Raw genomic sequence first — 1,497 nt, 5'->3', positions numbered from 1 at the left:
CCTGGCGATGGTGAAGGCCGGCGCCGCGGCCGCGGCGGCGAAGATGGCCGGGCAGAACGCGGACGCCGCCGGTGTCGCCGCCGACGAGGCGGGCCGCCAGTCGGGTGTGTCGTCGCAGCAGGCGGCACGGGCCCGCAATGCGGCCGCGCAGGCCCGGGCGGCGGCGCGGACGGCGGATCGCGCCGCGGACCGTGCCGAGGCGTTGGCGCAGCAGGCGCGGGAGGCGTCCGAGGAGGCGTTCGCCTATGCGCAGTCGGCCGCCCGGCACGCGGACAACGCGGTGACCCAGGCGATCGCGGCGGCCGAGGCGGCCGAGCGCGGGCAGCTGTCGGCGGCGGAGGCGGCCCGGCACGCGCAGGCGGCCGTGGACGCGGCGAACGTGGCGGTGCAGGCCGCCAACCAGGCGGTCGACCTGGAGGCGCTGGCCCGCGCCGAGGACGAGGCACGGCTGGCCGAGTGGACCGAGCAGGGCGTCCAGGCCGCGCAGGACCAGTTGCAGTCCGAGCAGGAGACGCTGGCAGCCGGCGGTGAGCTCTCGGCCTGGAACCGCTCGTTGCTGTGGGACACCGCAGAGGAGGACCGCGTCGACGCCGCCACCCGGGCGCTGCTCAACGAGGCGACCGCCGCGGGCGCGCCGCCGGAGGTGGTGCGGGACCGCGGGCGGCGGGCGGCGCTCGCGCTGATGACCACCGGCGGTGAGTGGACCGCGCGCGCCGCGCAGGACGCACTGGCCGGTGACGACGCGCAGCTGCGGCTGTGGCTGACCGCCGAGCGGCGTACGGCGGTCGGGCAGGACGACCGGGCGCGGGTGTGGCGGCTGATCGACACGCTGCCCGACGGGGCCGAGAAGACCGCGGCGCAGACCGCACTCACCGGTGACGACGCGGCGGTCGAGACGTTCCTGCGCACCCGCAACTATGCGGGGAAGGTCGCCAAGGATCGGCAGGCGATCTACGCGATCATCAACGGTGCCGGCACCTACGTGAACCTCAAGGGCGCCGCCGAGCGGGCGCTGGCGGGCACGCCGGCGGACATGCACCGGTTCCTGCGCACCGGGCAGTACACGGCACGGTCCGCGGACGAGCGGGTCGAGGTTTACCGGATCATGAGCGAGGGCGGGCCGGAGGTCCAAGCGGCCGCGAAGGTGGCGCTGGCCGGCCCGGCCTCCTACCTGTCGTACTTCCTGACCACCGGGCAGTTCGAGGCGGCGCAGCGCGACCAGGAGCAGGCGGCGCACGTTCTCACGGTCCGCAAGCTGATCGCCGAGGCGCAGCAGTACGCGCAGAAGGCGCTCGAGGACGCCGACCGCGCGGTCGAGGCGGCCAAGCGTGCCCAGGGCTACGCCGACGAGGCCAACGCCGCCAAGGCCCGGGCAGACCGCGCCGCCCAGCAGGCGATCACGTTCGCCAACCAGGCCGCCGCGTCGGCGGCCGACCCCAAACGGGGGGGCGACCAAGCGGCGCCATCGGCGGGCCACCCACCGACCCCCGCCCACCG

1 protein-coding gene is annotated in these 1,497 nt (G+C 76.4%); it reads left to right on the top strand.

The features are described from left to right. On the top strand, positions 1-1,497 hold a 1,497-nt coding region (locus AB0M20_RS43005), incomplete at both ends, for an ALF repeat-containing protein (RefSeq protein ID WP_364307212.1).

The sequence above is a fragment of the Actinoplanes sp. NPDC051633 genome, from assembly GCF_040681735.1.
Taxonomy (GTDB): domain Bacteria; phylum Actinomycetota; class Actinomycetes; order Mycobacteriales; family Micromonosporaceae; genus Actinoplanes.
This window is presented reverse-complemented; position numbering and strand designations above follow the sequence as displayed.